The organism is Pseudomonas sp. PB3P13 (assembly GCF_054897735.1).
This window is the reverse complement of the sequence record NZ_CM142702.1, coordinates 1,490,926-1,508,220: the sequence shown is the minus strand read 5'-3', so window position 1 is coordinate 1,508,220 and position 17,295 is coordinate 1,490,926. Positions and strand designations below refer to the sequence as shown.

General features: G+C 58.6%; 12 protein-coding genes. 8 read left to right on the top strand and 4 right to left on the bottom strand.

Annotation, left to right across the window (positions count from 1 at the left end):
• Positions 1–99 precede the first annotated feature (99 nt).
• Positions 100–2,946, top strand: a complete 2,847-nt coding sequence (gene rapA / locus ACYZT1_RS06705; protein ID WP_462018236.1) for an RNA polymerase-associated protein RapA — start codon at positions 100–102, stop codon at positions 2,944–2,946.
• 167 nt (positions 2,947–3,113) lie between these two features.
• On the opposite strand, the gene ACYZT1_RS06700 is transcribed toward rapA, so the two are convergent.
• Entirely contained in the window at positions 3,114–4,463 is a 1,350-nt protein-coding gene (locus ACYZT1_RS06700; RefSeq protein ID WP_462018235.1) for a spinster family MFS transporter, read from the bottom strand.
• Between the two features lie 281 nt (positions 4,464–4,744).
• Here ACYZT1_RS06700 and ACYZT1_RS06695 point away from each other — a divergent pair, with 281 nt between their 5' ends.
• Positions 4,745–7,027 carry a putative bifunctional diguanylate cyclase/phosphodiesterase gene (locus ACYZT1_RS06695; protein WP_462019200.1) on the top strand — a complete coding sequence of 761 codons (2,283 nt, stop codon included), beginning with the start codon at positions 4,745–4,747 and terminating at the stop codon, positions 7,025–7,027.
• Here ACYZT1_RS06695 and ACYZT1_RS06690 read toward each other — a convergent pair.
• Positions 6,918–7,814 carry an NAD(P)-dependent oxidoreductase gene (locus tag ACYZT1_RS06690; RefSeq protein WP_462018234.1) on the bottom strand — a complete coding sequence of 299 codons (897 nt, stop codon included), beginning with the start codon at positions 7,812–7,814 and terminating at the stop codon, positions 6,918–6,920. The two genes, ACYZT1_RS06695 and ACYZT1_RS06690, sit on opposite strands and share 110 nt — an antisense overlap.
• Before the next feature lie 193 nt (positions 7,815–8,007).
• On the opposite strand from ACYZT1_RS06690, the gene ACYZT1_RS06685 reads away from it, so the two are divergent.
• Positions 8,008–10,209 (top strand): hypothetical protein, encoded by a 2,202-nt coding sequence (locus tag ACYZT1_RS06685; protein ID WP_462018233.1) that lies wholly within the window; start codon positions 8,008–8,010, stop codon positions 10,207–10,209.
• A 298-nt stretch (positions 10,210–10,507) separates the two neighbouring features.
• Here the strand turns inward: ACYZT1_RS06685 and ACYZT1_RS06680 are convergent, their stop codons facing one another.
• On the bottom strand, positions 10,508–10,813 hold the full coding sequence (locus ACYZT1_RS06680) for a DUF2288 domain-containing protein (RefSeq protein ID WP_462018232.1): 306 nt from the start codon (positions 10,811–10,813) through the stop codon (positions 10,508–10,510).
• 338 nt (positions 10,814–11,151) lie between these two features.
• Between ACYZT1_RS06680 and ACYZT1_RS06675 the strand changes: the two genes are divergently transcribed.
• From ACYZT1_RS06675 to ACYZT1_RS06655, 5 genes are all read left to right on the top strand, one after another.
• Complete coding sequence (locus ACYZT1_RS06675; RefSeq protein ID WP_462018231.1) at positions 11,152–12,279, top strand: branched-chain amino acid ABC transporter substrate-binding protein; 1,128 nt, start codon at positions 11,152–11,154, stop codon at positions 12,277–12,279.
• A 231-nt stretch (positions 12,280–12,510) separates the two neighbouring features.
• Positions 12,511–13,434: a high-affinity branched-chain amino acid ABC transporter permease LivH gene (gene livH / locus ACYZT1_RS06670; RefSeq protein WP_462018230.1), complete on the top strand. Its 924-nt coding sequence runs from the start codon at positions 12,511–12,513 to the stop codon at positions 13,432–13,434.
• On the top strand, positions 13,431–14,687 hold the full coding sequence (locus tag ACYZT1_RS06665; protein ID WP_462018229.1) for a high-affinity branched-chain amino acid ABC transporter permease LivM: 1,257 nt from the start codon (positions 13,431–13,433) through the stop codon (positions 14,685–14,687). The genes livH and ACYZT1_RS06665 overlap by 4 nt, the downstream gene beginning before the upstream one ends.
• The gene (gene livG, locus ACYZT1_RS06660) at positions 14,684–15,451 is read left to right on the top strand and encodes a high-affinity branched-chain amino acid ABC transporter ATP-binding protein LivG (protein ID WP_462018228.1); all 768 of its coding nucleotides are present in this window, start codon (positions 14,684–14,686) and stop codon (positions 15,449–15,451) included. The genes ACYZT1_RS06665 and livG overlap by 4 nt, the downstream gene beginning before the upstream one ends.
• Positions 15,452–16,153: an ABC transporter ATP-binding protein gene (locus tag ACYZT1_RS06655; protein WP_462018227.1), complete on the top strand. Its 702-nt coding sequence runs from the start codon at positions 15,452–15,454 to the stop codon at positions 16,151–16,153. It abuts the gene before it with no gap.
• A gap of 205 nt (positions 16,154–16,358) precedes the next feature.
• On the opposite strand, the gene ACYZT1_RS06650 is transcribed toward ACYZT1_RS06655, so the two are convergent.
• Positions 16,359–17,273, bottom strand: a complete 915-nt coding sequence (locus ACYZT1_RS06650) for a LysR family transcriptional regulator (protein ID WP_462018226.1) — start codon at positions 17,271–17,273, stop codon at positions 16,359–16,361.
• Positions 17,274–17,295: the final 22 nt, after the last annotated feature.

Genomic DNA, 17,295 nt, shown 5'->3' with positions numbered 1-17,295 from the left:
AGCTTGCCGCTTAAAGCTTGCCGTTGCACCTATTCCTTTGGCCCTGAAGCCTGCATTCCGTTAAGATAGCCCGCTTTTTCAAGGTGGGAGTCAGGCAGCATGGCGCAGCAGTATCAACCGGGGCAACGCTGGATCAGTGACAGCGAAGCCGAGCTGGGTTTGGGCACCGTTCTGGCACAGGACGGCCGCTTGTTGACCGTGCTCTATCCGGCTACTGGCGACACTCGCCAGTACGCGCTACGGAATGCGCCCCTCACCCGCGTGCGGTTCTCGCCGGGCGATTCGATCACGCATTTCGAAGGCTGGAAGCTGACCGTCCAGGAAGTCGACGACGTCGATGGTCTGCTGGTTTATCACGGCCTCAACGCACAGAACGAAGTCGTTACGCTGCCCGAAACCCAACTGTCGAACTTTATCCAGTTCCGTCTGGCCAGCGATCGTCTGTTCGCCGGGCAGATCGACCCGCTGGCCTGGTTTTCCCTGCGCTACCACACGCTGGAACACACCAGCCGCCAATTGCAGTCCTCGCTCTGGGGCCTGGGTGGCGTGCGTGCGCAACCCATCGCGCACCAATTGCACATCGCCCGTGAAGTCGCCGACCGCATCGCGCCACGGGTGTTGCTGGCGGACGAAGTGGGCCTGGGCAAAACCATCGAAGCCGGCCTGGTGATCCACCGCCAACTGCTCTCGGGCCGTGCGAGCCGCGTGCTGATTCTGGTTCCGGAAAACCTCCAGCACCAGTGGCTGGTAGAGATGCGCCGCCGCTTTAACCTGCAGGTTGCGCTGTTCGACGAAGAACGCTTCATCGAAAGCGATGCCACCAACCCGTTCGAAGACACTCAGCTCGCCCTGGTTGCGCTCGAGTGGCTGGTCGAAGACGAGAAGGCGCAAGACGCGCTGTTCGCCGCCGGTTGGGACCTGATGGTCGTTGACGAAGCCCATCATCTGGTCTGGCACGAAGAGAAAGCCAGTAAAGAATATTCGCTGGTCGAACAACTCGCCGAAGTGATTCCTGGCGTCCTGCTGCTGACCGCCACTCCGGAACAGCTCGGCCAGGACAGCCACTTCGCCCGTCTGCGCCTGCTTGACCCGAACCGTTTCCATGACCTGCACGCCTTTCGCGCCGAGAGCGAAAACTATCGCCCGGTGGCCGAGGCCGTTCAGGAGCTGATGGACAAGGGGCGTCTGTCCCCCGAAGCGCACAAGACCATTCACGGTTTCCTGGGTAATGAAGGCGAGGCGCTGCTGACCGCCGTCAACGATGGCGACACCGAAGCCAGCGCGCGTCTGGTGCGTGAATTGCTGGACCGTCACGGCACCGGCCGCGTGTTATTCCGCAACACTCGCGCGGCGGTGCAGGGTTTCCCGGAACGCAAACTGCACCCCTACCCGCTGCCCTGCCCGGACGAATACCTCGAATTGCCGCTGGGTGAGCACGCCGAGCTCTACCCGGAAGTCAGCTTCCAGGCACAGCCGGATGTCAACGAAGAAGAGCGCTGGTGGAAATTCGACCCTCGCGTCGAATGGCTGATCGACACACTGAAAATGCTCAAACGCACCAAAGTGCTGGTGATCTGTGCCCACGCCGAAACCGCCATGGACCTGGAAGACGCCCTGCGCGTACGTTCCGGCATCCCGGCCACGGTGTTCCATGAAGGCATGAACATCCTGGAGCGTGACCGCGCTGCCGCTTACTTCGCCGACGAAGAATTTGGCGCGCAGGTGCTGATCTGCTCGGAAATCGGCAGTGAAGGCCGCAACTTCCAGTTCTCGCATCACCTGGTATTGTTCGATCTGCCGTCGCATCCGGACCTGCTGGAACAGCGCATCGGCCGTCTCGATCGCATCGGCCAGAAGCACATCATCGAGCTGCACGTGCCGTACCTGGAAACCAGCCCGCAAGAGCGCCTGTTCCAGTGGTACCACGAAGCGCTGAACGCCTTCCTCAATACCTGTCCGACCGGCAACGCGCTTCAACATCAGTTCGGCGCACGCCTGCTGCCGCTGCTGGAAAGCGCCGATGACGGCGAGTGGCAAGCGCTGATCGACGAAGCCCGCGACGAACGCGTGCGTCTGGAAGCCGAGCTTCACACCGGCCGCGACCGTTTGCTGGAACTCAATTCCGGCGGCGCGGGTGAAGGCGATGCGCTGGTCGAGGACATTCTTGAGCAAGACGACCAGTTCGCCCTGCCAATCTATATGGAAACCCTGTTCGACGCGTTTGGCATCGACAGCGAAGATCATTCGGAAAACGCCCTGATCCTCAAGCCGAGTGAAAAGATGCTCGATGCCAGTTTCCCGCTGGGCGACGACGAAGGCGTGACCATCACCTACGACCGCAACCAGGCGCTGTCTCGCGAAGACATGCAGTTCATCACCTGGGAGCACCCGATGGTTCAGGGCGGCATGGACCTGGTCCTGTCGGGCTCGATGGGCAATACCGCCGTGGCGCTGATCAAGAACAAGGCACTGAAACCGGGAACCGTGTTGCTCGAACTGCTTTACGTCAGCGAAGTGGTTGCACCGCGTTCACTGCAGCTGGGGCGTTACTTGCCGCCGGCCGCCCTGCGTTGCCTGCTGGATGCCAACGGCAATGACTTGTCGGCGCGCGTAGCGTTCGAGACGCTGAACGAGCAGCTGGAAAGCGTGCCGCGTGCCAGCGCCAACAAGTTCATCCAGGCCCAGCGCGATCAGCTGACGCCGCGGATCAATGCCGGCGAACAGAAAATCTTCCCGCGTCACGCTGAACGTGTGGCTGAAGCGCAGCGTCGTCTGGCCGCCGACACCGATGAAGAACTGGCGCGTCTGACCGCGTTGCAAGCCGTCAACCCGACAGTACGCGACAGCGAGCTGGTTGCCCTGCGCCAACAGCGCGAGCAAGGTCTGGCGATGCTGGATAAAGCGGCGTTGCGACTGGAAGCGATTCGGGTATTGGTCGCGGGTTAAGCGCCCTGCTCCACCGGTGAAAAAGAAGGCCCGCAGCGATGCGGGCCTTTTTTATCATGGACTGACTGCACCTGTGCTGCTGATGGCCTCTTCGCGGGCAAGCCTCGCTCCCACAGGATGGTGAGCATTACAGAATCCCTGGGGGACAAGCTTGCTCGCGATGGCGATCAAGCAGTCGCCGCAGCAGCCCCGGGCTCTACCACCGCCACCAACCCATCCTTCATCCGCTGGGCATCGCGCACAAAACTGCGCGATGCCATGAACAGAAATACCATGGTCAGCAGCAGTGCGACCGGGATCAGGTACATCGCGTCGTGCAGCCCGACCGCTTTGAACGCTTCAGTCATTTGCCCGGCACCGGCCGCCAGCATCGCCGTGTGCGCGAAGTGATCGGACAAACCACCCACCACCACCGGGCCCAAACCACCGCCCAGTAAATACAGCCCGGCGAAAAACAACGCCACGGCCGTGGCGCGCAAGCGCGGTTCGACCACGTCTTGAATCGCCGTGTAAACGCAGGTGTAGAAGTTGTAAGCGAACAACCAGCCCAGGCTGAACACACCGACAAACAGGCCGATTTCGATGCGCCCGGCATGCAGCGCCCAACCGGTGCAGACGGTCGAGATGATCAGACTGAACGCGGCGAACAGCAGTCGGCCATTGGCAACCCGCTGATGAATCTTGTCCGCGACCCAGCCACCCAGCGTCAATCCGAACAGGCCGGTTACGCCGACAATAATGCCGGTCGCTACCGCTGCTTCATGCAACGGCATCAGGAAGTAGCGTTGCAGCATGGGAACCAGAAACGAGTTGCAGGCATAGGTGGCGAAGTTGAAGCACAGCCCCGCCATCACCAGCCACAGGAACGTCGGCACCGCCAGCACCCGACGGATCGGCCGGTCGACGCGCTCCTGTGATACCTGCACCGCTTCCGCAGCGCCGCGCTTGGGTTCTTTGATGAAGAACATGAAGACCGCCAGGATCAGCCCAGGCACCGCGGCGATGAAGAACGGTGCGCGCCAGCTGTCGAACGCCTTGACCATCCAGCCGATGGTGAAGAACGCCAGCAACAGACCCAGCGGCAGACCGAGCATGAAGATGCCCATCGCACGTGCGCGACGGTGGGCCGGGAACAGATCGCCGATCAGCGAGTTGGCGGCCGGTGCGTAGCTGGCTTCGCCAATGCCGATGCCCATGCGCACGATCAGGAAGGTCCAGAAACTGCCCACCAGTCCGTTGACCGCTGTCAGCCCGCTCCATGCCGCCAGGCCCCAGCCCATCAGTTTGGCGCGCGAGCCGGTATCAGCCATGCGCCCCAGGGGCAGGCCTGCGATGGCGTAAACGATAGTGAATGCGGTGCCGATGATCCCTAGCTGAAAGTCGCTGAGGGACCATTCCATGCGAATCGGCTCGATGATGATGGCCGGAATGGTGCGGTCGAAAAAATTGAACAGGTTGGCCAGGAACAGCAGGAACAGAATGCGCCAGGCATTCGCCGCTTGGGTCGAGTTCTGCATGGGTCCGTCTCTTTATTGTTAGTGGGGCTTCACTGCCGATGCATCGAGCCCGGAGCATGCAATCTAGTCACGCGCGTTCAAGCTGTCTGTAATTATTCGTAAAGCTGATACCCGACCATGGCTTTACAAACGGGCAACGCAACAATTTATTTCGTATCGTGCTAATCCTCATTCCAAAATAAATGCCAACAAAGTGCCATCACTGCTTGAACTCGCTTCTATACTCCGAGGAGATTATTGGCTGGCGCAATGTAAACGCGAAGATGGCGACGGGGATTGCTATGGAGTGGCTTGGTTTTCATTTTATTACCGAGCTACCGAGCGACGGGCAGGTAATACTCAATTGCACACATGACTTTTTTCTCGTGCTCCTGGCCTATCTGGTGGCGTGCGCGGGTGGTTTTGCCACGCTGGACATGGCAGAACGGCTGCGGCATTCGGACAAGCCCGCCTCGCAATGGCTCTGGCGCGGCGTCGGATCGGCGTGCCTGGCGGGCGGAATCTGGGCGATGCATTTTATCGGCATGCTGGCGTTTGAGGCGCCCATTGAAATCCACTACGAACTGCCCATCACCCTGCTTTCACTATTGATCGCGCTGCTGGCTTCATGGCTGGCGATGCACACGCTCAGTCATCCTCATCTCAACCTGTGGCAATACGTCCAGGCGGCGATATGCATCGGGTTGGGCATTGCCACCATGCATTACGTGGGCATGGCGGCGATGCGTTCGAATGCGCAGGCCTATTACCACCCCGGATTATTTGCGCTGTCCATCGCGATTGCCATCGGCGCCAGCCTGGCGGCGCTAGTGGTGTCGAGCCATTTGCGTAACGGCAGCGGCCTTGTTCATCAACTGCTCAAATACAGCGCCAGCCTGATCCTCGGAGCCGGCATCATCAGCATGCACTTCACCGGCATGGCCGCGCTCAGTCTGGTCATGCCAACCGGCAGTCTGCAGACGCTGCCCGGCGACAATAATCATCTGCAACTGGGGTTGACCGTGGCAACGATGACGCTCCTGATTATCGGCAGCAGCATCAGTGCGGCACTGGCAGACAAGAAACTGCAGCACAAGGAACGCGATCTGCAGCGCGTCAATGCCCTGCTGGAGCAACTCGATCAGGCACGCCTGTCACTGCAACATGTGGCGCATTACGACGCCCTCACCAACCTTTTCAACCGCCGCGGTTTCAACCAGATCTTTGCCGAAAAGCTCAGCGAGAAAACCCGGGACGGCGGCAGATTGGCGGTGATGTTTCTCGACATCGACCATTTCAAGCGAATCAACGACAGTCTCGGGCATGACGCCGGCGATGAATTGCTCAAGGCTCTGGCCAGCCACATCAAGGCTTCGATGCGCAGTCAAGAGGATGTGGTGGCGCGATTCGGCGGTGACGAATTCTGCCTGCTGATCGGCCTGCACGAGCCTGAAGAAGCACGCTACCTGGCGCAGCGCATCATGTCGAATCTGAAGGAGCCGATCGAGCTGGCCGGGCGGCGCATGGTCATGACCACCAGCATCGGCATCAGCCTGTTTCCAGAAGACGGGACCACCTGCGAGGAATTGCTCAAGCACGCCGATCTGGCGCTGTATCAATCCAAAGGCTGCGGCCGCAACAGTTTGAATTTTTTTAACGCCGGCCTGAAAACACGCGCCAGCCTAGAGCTGCAACTCGAAGAAGAACTGCGCCACGCCTTGCGCGAAAACAGTGGCCTGATGCTCTGTTACCAACCGATTTACGACCTGAAAACCGCACGGGTCGGCAAAATCGAGGCGCTGGTTCGCTGGCAACATCCGGTGCACGGGCTGCTCATGCCGGACCGCTTCATCGCCATCGCCGAGGCCAATGGCCTGATTGCCGAACTGGACAATTGGGTGCTGCGCCAAGCCTGCGAAGACCTTGCGCAACTGTCGCATCAGGAGTGCGACGACCTGATCATTGCGGTCAATTGTTCACCGCTGAGTCTGGCCAGGGAAGACCTGCCCGGGGAAATCGAGCAGGCGCTGCGACGCACCGGGATGCCGCCGCATCGCCTGGAACTGGAGGTCACCGAGCACGCGCTGATGGGCAACATCGCCAACACCCTGGTGTTGTTGCGGCAAATTCGCGCCCTCGGCGTTTCGTTGTCGATCGACGATTTCGGCACCGGATATTCCTCACTTGCTTACCTCAAACGCCTGCCACTGAACACGCTGAAGATCGATCGCTCGTTCATCCAGGACATCCCCCGTGCAACTCAGGACATGGAAATCGTCCAGGCAATTATCGCCATGGCCCACACCCTCAATTTGAGAGTGGTCACCGAAGGTGTCGAAACCGTCGAGCAATTCGAGTTTCTCGAACGCAACGGCTGCGACTTCGTCCAGGGCTACCTGCTCGGTCGACCCGTGCCACTGGGGGAAGTACGCTCGACACTGATCGACATCGATCTGCGCAAATCTTTGCGCCGAGTCAATCCGCTGAGTCTGGCTGGCGGTACAGCCGCACTAACGTTGACGGGTCCTTTTGCAGATAACCCTGCGCCCCATGCAGGCGCATCAGTTGTGCGGCCAATCCGCTGATCGGGGTGGCGGAGCCTTGTTCACGGGAAAATTTGACCGCCGTATCGAGGTCTTTGAGCAACGTGCGCACGTGCCATTTCACCGGTTCGAACTCACTGTGTGCCATCTGCGGAGCCAGGATCTGCAAGGGTCTGGAATCCGCAAAGCCACCCGCCAGCGCTTCGGCGATCAGCCCGGCGTCAACTCCGGAACGTTCGGCCAATGCCACCACTTCAGCAATCACCAGGGCATTGCAGGCAACGATCATCTGATTGCAAGCCTTGGTCACCTGGCCAGCGCCGACGCCGCCCATGTGCGTTACGCGCTGACCCAAGGTCAGTAATGCCGGCCGCACACGCTCCAGATCAGCCGTTTCGCCACCGACCATGATGGCCAGGCTACCCGCCTCGGCGCCAACCACTCCGCCAGACACCGGCGCATCGAGCCAGGTCATGCCGGTTTGACTGACAAGCTGCGCGGACATTTCCCGCGTGGCGGTGGGCTCCAGGCTGGAAAAGTCCACCAGCAACTGGCCGCTTTTCGCACCGTCGGCAATCCCGCCCGAGCCGAACACCACTTCACGCACCACCGAAGTGTCCGCTAGGCACAACATCACCACGTCGGCGTGCTCGCACAGTTCCGCCGGCGTGCCGACCTGGCGCGCCCCCGCTTCAACCAACGGTGCGCATTTGTCCGGGTTGCGATTCCATACCGTCAATGAATACCCCGCAGCCAGCAATCGCCGGCACATCGGCAGCCCCATGAGGCCGATTCCGGCAAAACCCAACGAAGGGATGGTTGACATCATTTCGCCTCCTTTTGATTAAAGATCGCTGAATAGTGGCCGATTCATCCAGACCAAGGAAAGGATTCCCCCAGTGATGCTCAGGCTCACAACCTGACGCTTGGGCCAAACACTCGCTGAAAACAGACGCGAGACCCAATCCGTGACGGTTCGACGACACTGTCGCCGACCGACTAGTCCAGGTACATGGCGCACAATGACCTCCAAAAATAATCCGGCCACCGCGATATCCGACCTGACACTCAGCCCTGCGGCAAACAGTCCCTCGTCCCTGAAACCGACGAGCCCGGCGCGACCTCTGGCCAGCCAGCAATACCTGTACTTCACCGAAACCAACACCGACCGCATCCTCGACAACCTCGACGGGCTGCGCGACATGGTGTTCCCGCGCCCTGCGCATCTGGAAGGCGACAGCGAACCGCACAGTGATCAGGAATTCCCGTCGGTGTGCCTGATCGGCCTGGGTCGCTGCGGTTCGAACATTGCGCTGGACGTCGCCGAGCTGGTGTACAACGCCCGCAAGTTCTACCTCAACGAATTCAATAACGAAGACCGCCCTTCGCCAGACAAACGCTACGCCGAAAAGGGCTATAGCCCGGCCCAGTGGATTCGCAACAACTTGCGCCTGGGTTCGGGCAAAGCGGCCAAACCGGTATTTCTGGTGGAGCCGCTGGTGATGCTCGGCGACCTCGACAAAGACATTGCCGGGCGCATTCGTTTCTCTCGCAAGGGCGAGAAAAGCGGTTTTCTGCGCGACTACAGTAAGATGAAAATCATGGACTTGTCGGAAGTCCACGCCGGTGGCGCCGGTAACGCGCCGATCCTTGGCCAGTACCTGGCGAAGATTATCCTGAACAAGGACACCCAGCGTTTTTCCAGCCCGGACTGGAAAATGATTCACTCATACCTGATCGACAGCTGCGGTATCAAGGCCAACCAGTCGCGCCTGTATTTTTCGATTTTCAGTGCCGGTGGCGGTACGGGTTCGGGCATGGCTTCGGAGTTCGGCCTGGCTCAGCAGCATTCCTACATGAACAAAACGTTCGACACCAAACCGATGGATGAGCACGACAGCAAGAGCGGGCACTCCTTCGTCTTCGAGCCGATCTTCACCAGCGGCATCTGCGTACTGCCGAACATTTCCGATCACCGCAGCGAAATGTCCGAGGCGCTGCACATCAACGCCGGGCGCCTGCTGTGTAAATACCTGTCAGAAGAGTGGGACTTCTCTTACAACTTTGCCAACGAAGACAGCAGCGAAGCCAGCGTCATGGGTCGCATCCGCCCTTGGAACGCGATGATGCTGATCTCCAACGACATCATGCGTTACGCCGAAGAAAGCGATGACGGCAACATCCAGAACATCGACGTCAACGCGATGGAAAAGCATGCCAACCAATACATCTCGCAACAGATTTTCAACATTCTGACTGCGCAGGCGGTGACGACGGACTACGACCAGAACTACTTCCGTCGCGCCGGTATCGACATTGGCGAAACCATCCGCCTCGACGCCAACGATCTGTTCATGAGCCTGGCGGGGCCAGTGGCGATTGCCTACGCCGAGTCCGTCGTGCCAGAAACACCGCCGCCGAGCAACGACAAGTTCAAGGTCTTCGAGAAAGAGCCGCAGCGCTTGAACATCGATGATCTGTTCTTCCGCTCGATCGACTTGCCGCACTTCAACAAAGTGACTCAGGCGATCGAAGGCATCAGCCTGTTACCGATTGAATCCAAGCGTTATCGCGCTTCGCTGGAGCAGTACAAGAATTCCGGTTATGACGCGGCCGCGTTGCACGACCTGCATTTCTTTAAAAACTGCTCGTCGGTGGTGTCGATCGTGTCGCTACCCAAAGATTACAAACTGTCCTACATGGACTTGAACCGGTTGAAGACGCACCTCAACAGCCTGTTCCCGAATACCACGCTCAAGCGTTATGCGCTGGTGATCGGCGCGTCGGCCAACTTGTCGCTGACCACGTTGATTGCCAAGAGCCCATGCCTGTCAGACGATTTCCTGACGCTGATCGTGGCATTCATCAAGCGCTGCTTCGCTAAAACGCCGTACCGATTTGACGATACGCTGGACAACTCGATTCTCGACTTCATCATTAATGAAGACTTCGATGAAGACCGCATCGACGAGCTTCTGAACGAGTTCGAAAACCCGGCAAAGATTCTTGATACCAACTGGTATGCGATCAAGCCGATGTACGAGAAAAAGTACCGCGAGTTGATCAACGACAAGGACAAGTTCGTCTCCATCAACGACATTCGCTTGTCGCGTGACTGCGTGAAAAAATCGATCAAGTATCTGCGCGAGATTTACCGTCACCGGATTGGCAAGACCAAGGTGATTTCGTTGAACAACCATACGGGTAAGTCGTTTTCGGCCTGAAACACTGTTGCCCGAATCGCGAGCAGGCTCGCTCCCACAGGGATCGCATTTCTTCAGGAAGGAGGCGATCCAATGTAGGAGAGAGCCTGCTCGCGATGGGGACAGCGCATAGCACGTAAACTTTAATATCCAGAAACAATTAAGCACCTTATAGGTTACCTCATCAACTGTTCCCGTTACGTTTACGTCACCGTTATGCCAATAGCCCCTGTGGCCTTTCTCCACGGCAACATGCCATCACGCTACTCGCCTACACACTTTCTTCTGCGGGCAGCGAGCACCAAAGCGGTGCGCGCAGTCAGTTCGTCGCCCTTTCCTGAATCAGGATCCAGGGGGAAACCACCACCGCCCACAACTCGGGATCGCGCTCGAAAAGATCCAGCGCCCGTGTTTCAGACAGCTTGGCAACTTCATCGGCAGCCAGCCAGGCAGCGACTTTCTGATCGTCGTCCGTGGCTACGGCTTCAGCCGCCGCAATCAAATCGAGTGCAGAATCGACCCATAACAGGGCACCTTTGGCGAAGAACGGTTCGAGCTCTTTCCAGGTAATCGATGCGGTCTCACCAAGCAGCTTGGCATAGAGGGTGCTAGGTTCTTGAGTCATGGGTCCTGTCCGGAGAAGAAATCGACGTGAATGATAGCGTCGGTGGTCCGCCAGAAAAACCCGGATGCAATTGAGTGACCGAATGAAAAACGCAGGAGAGCCAAGGATTGCTGACAGGCAGCTATAACCCCCGCCGCGATTCTGTCTTTTTCTTTCAAATAAGCGACACCCTCTGATTTTGCCCCCCGACGCCAGCTTCCCAGGCTGACAATCGGCGCTCTACACTGTACCGGTACAGTTGCCGGGGGCATTTTCCGGAGGATATCCACAATATCCGACCCGGTTCTGCTGCTACGGCGCCAGGACTATAAAAACTACAACAGTAAGAGTGGAGCACTATGACTAAGGCTACTAAGCAGATTTCCAAACTGTTTGCCGCTATGGTTCTGGCAGGCGTTGCCAGCCATTCGTTCGCAGCTGACACCATCAAGATCGGCATCGCCGGCCCCAAGACCGGTCCTGTAGCCCAATATGGCGACATGCAGTTCAGTGGCGCAAAAATGGCCATCGAACAAATCAACGCCAAGGGCGGCGTCGACGGCAAAAAACTCGAAGCCGTTGAATACGATGATGCCTGCGATCCTAAACAAGCCGTGGCTGTAGCGAACAAGGTCGTCAACGATGGCGTCAAGTTCGTGGTCGGGCACCTGTGCTCCAGCTCCACTCAACCGGCTTCGGACATCTACGAAGACGAAGGCGTGATCATGATCACCCCGGCTGCGACCAGCCCGGACATCACTTCCCGTGGTTACAAAATGGTCTTCCGTACCATCGGTCTGGACAGCGCCCAGGGCCCTGCCGCCGGTAACTACATTGCCGATCACGTCAAACCGAAAATCGTTGCCGTGCTGCACGACAAGCAACAATACGGCGAAGGCATCGCTACCGCCGTCAAGCAAACGCTCGAGACCAAAGGCACCAAGGTTGCCGTGTTTGAAGGCATCAACGCTGGCGACAAGGATTTCTCTTCGATCATCCAGAAACTCAAGCAAGCCAACGTTGACTTCGTGTACTACGGCGGCTACCACCCTGAGCTGGGTCTGATCCTGCGTCAGGCTGATGAAAAAGGCCTGAAAGCCAAATTCATGGGCCCGGAAGGCGTGGGGAACGACTCGATCTCGCAGATCGCTCAGAAGGCCTCCGAAGGTCTGCTGGTGACCCTGCCGAAATCCTTCGACCAGGATCCGGCCAACATTGCCCTGGCTGACGCATTCAAAGCCAAGAAAGAAGACCCGAGCGGTCCGTTCGTGTTCCCGTCCTACTCGGCGGTAACGGTGATTGCAGAAGGCATCAAAGCGGCGAAGAGCGAAGACAGTGCCAAAGTGGCTGAAGCCATCCACGCAGGCAATTTCAAAACCCCGACTGGCGACCTGAGCTTCGACGCCAAGGGCGACCTGAAAGACTTCAAATTTGTGGTTTACGAGTGGCACTTCGGCAAACCAAAAACTGAAGCAAAACCTCAGTAAGGCCTTGCCGACTGACTGCCAATAAAGCCCACGGCGTGCCGTGGGCTTTGTTTTACGAATGTATTGGGCCGTGCTGGCGTGATCCGCCAGTCTCCCCACCTGAAAATCTCAAAACCGTCATCAGCGGTTCGCTGGCAATCCTCGCGTTCGAAGTGGGTGCAGATCCACGGGGCTCGAGCGGGAAAATGACTCCACCAGTGAAATGCGTATCAGGTTTTTAGGAGCGCTGTAATGCCTGACATCTATCACTTCCTCCAACAGCTGGTTAATGGCCTGACCATTGGCAGCACGTATGCCCTGATTGCCATCGGCTATACGATGGTTTACGGCATCATTGGAATGATCAACTTCGCCCACGGCGAGGTGTACATGATCGGCTCTTACGTGGCGTTCATCGCCATCGCCGGGCTGGCCATGCTGGGACTCGACAGCGTGCCGTTGTTGATTACCGCGGCTTTCATCGCGACCATCGTCGTGACCAGTGCCTACGGCTACAGCATCGAACGCGTCGCTTACCGCCCCTTGCGCGGCAGCAACCGTCTGATCCCGCTGATTTCCGCCATCGGCATGTCGATTTTCCTGCAGAACACGGTTCTGCTGGCGCAAGACTCCAAGGACAAATCCATCGCCAACCTGATCCCGGGCAACTTTACCTTCGGGCCAGGTGGTGCACAGGAAGTGCTGATTTCCTACATGCAAATCGTGGTATTCGTGGTGACCTTTGTCGCCATGCTCGGCTTGACACTGTTCATCTCCCGCTCTCGCCTCGGACGTGCCTGCCGCGCCTGTGCCGAAGACATCAAGATGGCCAACCTGCTGGGTATCAATACCAACAACATCATCGCCCTGACCTTCGTCATCGGTGCCGCATTGGCAGCCATCGCGGCCGTCCTGTTGAGCATGCAATACGGGGTGATCAACCCGAACGCCGGGTTCCTCGTTGGCCTCAAGGCGTTCACCGCAGCGGTATTGGGCGGTATCGGCAGCATCCCCGGCGCCATGCTCGGCGGGCTGGTATTAGGGGTGGCGGAAGCCTTTGGTGCCGATATCTTCGGCGACCAGTACAAGGACGTCGTGGCTTTCGGCTTGTTGGTTCTGGTTCTGTTGTTCCGGCCGACCGGCATCCTGGGCCGTCCGGAGGTTGAAAAAGTATGACTAGGAATCTTAAACAGGCACTGTTCAGTGCCTTGCTGGTGTGGGCTGTGGCTTACCCGGTACTGGGTCTGAAACTGACCATCGTCGGCATCCACCTCGAAGTGCACGGCACCAGCAGTGCCACACTGATCACTATTGCGGTGTGTTCGGTGCTGATGTTCTTGCGGGTGCTGTTTGACCAGCAGATCAGCTCGGCCTGGCGTTCCTCACCCAACATGCCGTTGATCCCGGCCAAGACCAGCCACTTCCTGACCCTGCCGACCACCCAGCGCTGGATCATCATCGCGTTGATCGTAGGTGCTCTGGTCTGGCCGTTCTTCGGCTCTCGCGGTGCGGTGGATATCGCGACGCTGGTGTTGATCTACGTGATGCTTGGCCTTGGCCTGAACATCGTGGTCGGCCTGGCCGGCCTGCTCGACCTGGGTTACGTCGGCTTCTACGCCGTCGGGGCATACAGCTACGCGTTGTTGTCGCACTATCTGGGTCTGGGCTTCTGGATTTGCCTGCCGATCGCCGGCCTGATGGCGGCCACTTTCGGCTTCCTGCTCGGCTTCCCGGTATTGCGTCTGCGCGGCGACTACCTGGCCATCGTGACCCTGGGCTTCGGTGAAATCATCCGTCTGTTCCTGCGTAACCTCACCGATATCACCGGCGGCCCGAACGGCATCAGCAACATCGAGAAACCGACGTTCTTCGGGCTCACCTTCGAGCGCAAAGCGGCAGAAGGTATGCAGACGTTTCACGAGTACTTCGGCCTGGCCTATAACTCGATCAACAAGGTGATTTTCCTGTACCTGGTTGCCCTGTTGCTGGCCCTGGCTGCACTGTTCGTGATCAACCGTTTGCTGCGCATGCCCATCGGCCGCGCGTGGGAAGCATTGCGTGAAGACGAGATCGCCTGCCGTGCGCTGGGTCTCAATCCTACGGTCATCAAGCTGTCGGCCTTCACCCTGGGCGCCGCCTTCGCCGGTTTCGCCGGCAGCTTCTTCGCCGCCCGTCAGGGTCTGGTCACGCCGGAGTCCTTCACCTTCATCGAGTCTGCGATCATCCTCGCCATCGTCGTACTGGGTGGCATGGGCTCGCAACTGGGCGTGATCCTGGCGGCCGTGGTGATGATCCTTCTGCCTGAAATGATGCGTGAGTTCAGTGAGTACCGCATGTTGATGTTCGGCGCCCTGATGGTGCTGATGATGATCTGGCGTCCTCAAGGCCTGCTGCCTATGCAACGTCCTCACATGGAGCTGCGTAAATGAGTCGCGAGATCCTTAAAGTCGAAAATCTGAGCATGCGCTTCGGCGGCTTGCTGGCGGTCAACGGCGTCGCCCTGACCGTCAAGGAAAAACAGGTTGTTGCACTGATCGGCCCCAACGGCGCCGGCAAGACCACCGTGTTCAACTGCCTGACCGGTTTTTACAAGCCGAGCGGCGGCAGCATCCTGTTGGACGGCGAGCCGATCCAGGGCCTGCCTGGCCACAAAATTGCCCTCAAAGGCGTGGTGCGTACGTTCCAGAACGTGCGGTTGTTCAAGGACATGACTGCCGTCGAGAACCTGTTGATCGCGCAGCACCGTCACTTGAATACCAACTTCCTGTCCGGTCTGTTCAAGACGCCCGGTTTCCGCAAGAGCGAGCGCGAGGCGATGGAATTCGCCGAGTACTGGCTCGATAAGGTGCACCTGACGGAATTCGCCAATCGCCCTGCCGGCACGCTCGCCTACGGTCAGCAACGTCGCCTGGAAATCGCTCGCTGCATGATGACCCGCCCGCGGATCCTCATGCTCGACGAACCGGCCGCCGGCCTGAACCCGAAGGAAACCGAGGACCTGAAAGCGCTGATCAGCATGCTGCGTGAAGAGCACAACGTCACCGTGCTGCTGATCGAACACGACATGAAGCTGGTCATGAGCATTTCCGACCACATTGTCGTGATCAATCAGGGCACCCCGCTGGCGGATGGCACACCGGAACAGATCCGCGATAATCCTGAAGTGATCAAAGCCTACCTGGGGGAAGCGTAAATGCTGCAATTCGAAAACGTTTCCACCTTCTACGGCAAGATCCAGGCCTTGCACAGTGTCAACGTCGAAATCCGTCAGGGCGAAATCGTCACGCTGATCGGCGCCAATGGTGCTGGCAAGTCGACGCTGTTGATGACGCTTTGCGGTTCGCCGCAAGCCCACAGCGGCAGCATCCGCTACATGGGTGAAGAGCTCGTCGGCCAGGATTCGTCGCAGATCATGCGCAAAAGCATTGCGGTCGTGCCGGAAGGTCGCCGGGTGTTCGCTCGCCTGACCGTCGAAGAAAACCTCGCCATGGGGGGATTTTTCACTGACAAGGGCGATTATCAGGAACAGATGGACAAGGTTCTCGAACTTTTCCCGCGCCTGAAAGAACGCTTTGCCCAACGCGGCGGCACGATGTCCGGTGGCGAACAGCAAATGCTTGCCATCGGCCGTGCGCTGATGAGCAAGCCGAAGCTGCTGCTGCTCGACGAGCCTTCACTAGGCCTGGCGCCGATCATCATCCAGCAGATTTTCGACATCATCGAACAGCTGCGCAAGGACGGTGTGACGGTGTTTCTGGTCGAGCAGAACGCCAACCAGGCGTTGAAAATCGCCGACCGCGCGTACGTCCTCGAGAACGGCCGCGTAGTGATGCAGGGTACGGGTGAGTCGCTGCTGACTGATCCGAAAGTGCGCGAAGCGTACCTCGGCGGTTGAGTCAGTGCGGTAAACATAAAACGGCCTTCGGGCCGTTTTTTATGCGTGTCACAAATTGAATGACAAAAGAGATTGCCGTGGGAAAGGAGATCACAGTGGCAGCGAGCTTGCTCGCGATAGCCGTGTCAGAGTCCAAACCAATGTCGACTGCCCCTCAGTCGTCGCGAGCAAGCTCGCTCCCACAGGTTTTGATTCACGGCAGGCACTATTGCTGTAGCCGATCCAAAGCCTCCCCACTGCGCTTGAACCATCCAATCAAATAATCCGCCAATACCTGCGTGCGTTTGGGCAAACCACCCTGATACGGGTGCACCAGGTACATCGGCATGGTCCGCGTCTGAAAGTCGCGCAGGAGCCAGCGTAAACGTCCGTCAGCCAATTCCGTTTGCAGCAAGTAGGACGGCAGACGCGCAATGCCTGCTCCGGCCAATGCAGCTTTTTTCAGCAGACTGTAATGGTTGCTCGCAAACGGCCCCGACACTTGCACCCGCATCAACTCGTGTTGCTGGTGATACAGCCACTCTTCCCGCCCGCTGTAATGGCTATTGAGCAGGCAACGGTGTTGAGCCAGGTCCTGCGGGGTGGCTGGCTCTGCGTACTGCTCGAGATACGCCGGGCTGGCGCAGGTCATCTCGTGCCAGGCCAACAGGGGGCGAGCGACGAGGCGCTCGTCATTGCCGACCTCGGAGCGAACCGCCAGATCGAAGCCGTCGCGGGACAAATCACGAAAGGCATTGCCCAGGTCGAGTTCGATCTGCACGTCGGGATATTGCCGGGAAAATTCCAGCAACAAGCCGTCGAAAAACGTTTCCCCCAGCGATACCGGAACCGTCATACGCACCGGCCCGGCCATGTCGTCTTTGAGTCGAGCCAAAGCCTGACGCGCCCTTTCCACCTGGGCCACCAGCGCCTGAGCCTGCGGCAACAACGCAGCGCCCGCCGCCGTCAAGCTCAAACGACGCGTGGTCCGTTGCAGCAACACCACCGAGAACTGCGCCTCCAGCGAACTGATTCGCTTGGACAACTGACCTTTGCTGCAACCCAATTGCTGGGCCGCCTGGGTGAAACTGCCTGCTTCAATCAACACCGCGAACGCTGCCAGATCATCCATCTCGCTCATGGATTGTTTCCATTTGAAAACC

Excerpts from the sequence above, each read along its gene's own strand:
- rapA (WP_462018236.1), top strand. The coding sequence starts at position 100 with ATGGCGCAGCAGTATCAACCGGGGCAACGCTGGATCAGTGACAGCGAA.
- ACYZT1_RS06700 (WP_462018235.1), bottom strand. The coding sequence starts at position 4,463 with ATGCAGAACTCGACCCAAGCGGCGAATGCCTGGCGCATTCTGTTCCTG.
- ACYZT1_RS06695 (WP_462019200.1), top strand. The coding sequence starts at position 4,745 with ATGGAGTGGCTTGGTTTTCATTTTATTACCGAGCTACCGAGCGACGGG.
- ACYZT1_RS06690 (WP_462018234.1), bottom strand. The coding sequence starts at position 7,814 with ATGATGTCAACCATCCCTTCGTTGGGTTTTGCCGGAATCGGCCTCATG.
- ACYZT1_RS06685 (WP_462018233.1), top strand. The coding sequence starts at position 8,008 with ATGACCTCCAAAAATAATCCGGCCACCGCGATATCCGACCTGACACTC.
- ACYZT1_RS06680 (WP_462018232.1), bottom strand. The coding sequence starts at position 10,813 with ATGACTCAAGAACCTAGCACCCTCTATGCCAAGCTGCTTGGTGAGACC.
- ACYZT1_RS06675 (WP_462018231.1), top strand. The coding sequence starts at position 11,152 with ATGACTAAGGCTACTAAGCAGATTTCCAAACTGTTTGCCGCTATGGTT.
- livH (WP_462018230.1), top strand. The coding sequence starts at position 12,511 with ATGCCTGACATCTATCACTTCCTCCAACAGCTGGTTAATGGCCTGACC.
- ACYZT1_RS06665 (WP_462018229.1), top strand. The coding sequence starts at position 13,431 with ATGACTAGGAATCTTAAACAGGCACTGTTCAGTGCCTTGCTGGTGTGG.
- livG (WP_462018228.1), top strand. The coding sequence starts at position 14,684 with ATGAGTCGCGAGATCCTTAAAGTCGAAAATCTGAGCATGCGCTTCGGC.
- ACYZT1_RS06655 (WP_462018227.1), top strand. The coding sequence starts at position 15,452 with ATGCTGCAATTCGAAAACGTTTCCACCTTCTACGGCAAGATCCAGGCC.
- ACYZT1_RS06650 (WP_462018226.1), bottom strand. The coding sequence starts at position 17,273 with ATGAGCGAGATGGATGATCTGGCAGCGTTCGCGGTGTTGATTGAAGCA.